Raw genomic sequence first — 3,177 nt, forward strand, 5'->3', positions numbered from 1 at the left:
AACAGCTTGAAATTCCTTATCTTTTATGACTTGAATAAGATTTGTACCGAGTGAACTCATTTAATAATTTAGTTTTAGTAAGGTTGCGTACAACGGTTTGGCGCTTGGCGATGGCGGATTTTCAGCATAAATGTTCATTTGAAAAACTGAACTTGAACCTTGCACTGAACTTTCATAGAAGCACTAATCCCGCCATTTTGCAAAACCGATGTTAGCGGTTCGGCTTTTTATCTTGTACTATTAAAAAGTGTATTTAAAAACATAAAATTTGTGTTCTTCATTATAAGATAAATTAATTTTTAAGACACTACCACCTTCAAGATATGCTTTCCACTCTGAATCAGAAACAATCACATACTTTTTATTATATGCTTCGACTTGTCCATTTAAATACGGCATTTCATCTACTATCTGTATACAAAAATTTGAAAGTTTCGTTTCTTTATCAAAATAGTAGACAAAAGTTCCAAAATACATAAACGAACTAATGTACTTCTCTCCATTATCTGTATATCCAATTTCAAAAGTTTTATCGGAATGTAAATCTCTAATCTCTTTTTCTGTGCTACCTAAATGTGCTTGTGCATTACTTAAAATTGGAAGTACTATAATAAGTAAAAAAAGTAATTTTTTCATCATCCTATTTTTTTTGTGTTTAAAAACTATATTTAAATTTAATATGAACTTTCTGTATATTCCCATTTTTGGTATAGGTCATTATACTTGTAATGGCCTATTTTATTTCCTCTTGCATCAAATACGTCATAACGCTTATACAAATCATTCCATTTTTTAGAACCCGTTTGGTTTCCGTTAGAGTTGTATTTGTCAGTTCTGTTGTAAAGGTTATTTTGTTTTTCATAACCTTGTTGGTTTCCATTTTGGTCGTATGTTTCTTTTCTGTTATAAAGGTCATTTTGTTTTTCATACTTAACCATATTTCCATTAGCGTCAAAATATTCGATTCTGTTGTAAAGAGTATTTTCTTTTGCATAACCTATCATATTACCTCGTGAGTCAAAAAACTCCGTCCGTTGGTAAAGACTGTTATACTTTTGAGATGTTTGTGCTTTTACAGCAACTGTCGTCAAGGTTATGACGAATAAGAGAATTAATTTTTTCATTTTTTTGAAATTTATTTTTTTGCTTACTCTATTAGGTTTTCAGCTTTCCCTGTCTGCGGTCTTTTAAGCTGACCGCTAACGTTTGGCCGCTTGGCGAGGTTGCGAACTTCGTAACCGTTTATTTTCTGCTAAAGATAAAATATCTTGCGAAACGAGAACGTGAATTTACCACAAAATTCGCAATCTTGCCAAACGGCGGTTATGGGATGGTTTTTTGCGTTTTCTCATTATCTACTAAAAAAAACTTCCTAAATCATTTCTGTTTTAGGAAGTTTTATTACTGTAAATTTATTCACATTTACCCATTTCTTTCAATAAGGCTTCTTCAAATTTCTGTTTTTCTTCGTCAGTTGTATATTTACCTTCAATTTCTTGAGCAAGTTTTGCGGCATCTGTTGCTAATGTCATACTTTCTGCTGATACAGACATATCTCCACTTAATACTTTTTCGCTCAACTTTTGAGATTTGCATTGTAATTCAGCCAATTTTTTCGCATCACTTTCCACTGAACTACCACAACTTGTTAAAGTAAAAGTTGCAAAAATTATTGCTCCAAAAATTGTAATTGATTTTTTCATTTTTATTATTTATGTTTTCCTAAACGTATGGCTTTTCGGTTTCGCCTCGTTTTTTTAGTAGTTTCTGAACTCTACTTTCAATTTATTACTTTTTTTTCGATTTTGTACTTAAAACTTTTTTGTAAGTTGCAGTTTCTTCCGTGTCAAAGTTTACTAAAATTAATTCTTTTTGAGTTAATTCTGTAATTGTTCAAACATCGTCATAACAACCACTACACTTTACAAATAATCCGACTATTTCAATTTCTTCGCGATTTGGCTTATTAATTTGATATGGTAATGCTTGTTCTAAAACTCCACTGTCATATTTTTGAAAAAATGAAAGTTTTTTAACCCAAAAAGTGTGATTTTTATATTTGGGTGTAACACAAATCCATTTTCCTTGTATGTTTTCATAATCAGTTGCATTTTCTGTTTGACTATGTGATATAAAGAAAGAAAATGTTGCTAATATTATAAGAAGTGTTTTCATATTTGCTTTTATAAAAATTGGTGTAAAATTTTTTAAACCTTACACCAATTCATTATTTACTGCATTCCTTCTACCATTTTTGCTTGAATTTTCATCATCCTAGCAATTTGTTTAGCACTTAATTGGTCGTTTCCTTGAGCTTTTTCCATACTCTCTTGCAATTTAGTTGCTTTTTCCATCATTGATGGATATTCAGCCATTGCACTATTGTCGCCTTTCATTGCTTTTTTATAGAATTTCACATATTCTGTTACATATTCGTCATAGTCGTCAAGCATTTTGTCATAATCTTCACTTCCTGAATTATCACTCTCTATAATTTCAGTAGTTTCGTATTCAGCATCTGTCGTTTCTGGAACTGTAGGGTCAGTCATTGGAGTTTCCATTTCTACGGTTTCAAGGTTATCTTCATTTTCTTTTCCTTTACAGTTTGTTAGTGATACTGCAAGAAATGCAACTGCAAGAATTTTCAAACTTTTTTTAAATTTTGTCATTTTTTTTATTATTAGTTTCCTACTCTTAAGGATTTTCAGATTCTCCTCGTTTATTTTAGTGGTTTCTGAACTCCACTTTAATTTTTGTAAAAAAACAATTGCTAATTGGAAATATTTTACGGTTTTCCACATTAGCGTATTATTTTCTATTTTTTTGACATAATTAATATAATAATATTATCTCTTTTGAGTTTTTTTACAAAGTCAAAAATTGAGTTTTTCTCGTAATTAATTACGAACTGTCGAAATATTTTATATTTGATTTTTTCCGCTTCACGTCTTGGTTTTTGGTAAACTATCCCATAACATAGTAATTTACGAAGTAAATAATAGAAAAGTTTCGTGAAATATTCCCTATATCCGTATTTCGTGTAATTACTTTGTTAAAGTAATAAATTCTTTGATAGTCTATATTGGGGTCAGTCGACGAAACGGAAAAAATAGCACGTTAACAATTTAATCTATAATTTAATGGATTTATAATAGGTAAAACAAATACTTTATGAAT

Annotated in this window: 5 protein-coding genes; all 5 read right to left on the reverse strand. The window is 29.9% G+C overall.

The window, feature by feature from the left end:
- Window positions 1–240 precede the first annotated feature (240 nt).
- Window positions 241–636, reverse strand: a complete 396-nt coding sequence (locus BM072_RS15235; protein WP_125113184.1) for a hypothetical protein — start codon at window positions 634–636, stop codon at window positions 241–243.
- 38 nt (window positions 637–674) lie between these two features.
- Entirely contained in the window at window positions 675–1,091 is a 417-nt protein-coding gene (locus tag BM072_RS15240) for a hypothetical protein (protein ID WP_221405181.1), read from the reverse strand.
- Window positions 1,092–1,412: 321 nt separating this feature from the next.
- Window positions 1,413–1,703 carry a hypothetical protein gene (locus BM072_RS15245; protein ID WP_092910713.1) on the reverse strand — a complete coding sequence of 97 codons (291 nt, stop codon included), beginning with the start codon at window positions 1,701–1,703 and terminating at the stop codon, window positions 1,413–1,415.
- A 190-nt stretch (window positions 1,704–1,893) separates the two neighbouring features.
- Window positions 1,894–2,175 (reverse strand): hypothetical protein, encoded by a 282-nt coding sequence (locus BM072_RS15250; RefSeq protein ID WP_092910716.1) that lies wholly within the window; start codon window positions 2,173–2,175, stop codon window positions 1,894–1,896.
- Between the two features lie 56 nt (window positions 2,176–2,231).
- Window positions 2,232–2,648 carry a DUF6591 domain-containing protein gene (locus tag BM072_RS15255; protein WP_143080499.1) on the reverse strand — a complete coding sequence of 139 codons (417 nt, stop codon included), beginning with the start codon at window positions 2,646–2,648 and terminating at the stop codon, window positions 2,232–2,234.
- Window positions 2,649–3,177: the final 529 nt, after the last annotated feature.

Origin of the sequence: Algoriella xinjiangensis (genome assembly GCF_900115015.1) — a bacterium.
GTDB classification, from domain to species: Bacteria; Bacteroidota; Bacteroidia; order Flavobacteriales; family Weeksellaceae; genus Empedobacter; species Empedobacter xinjiangensis.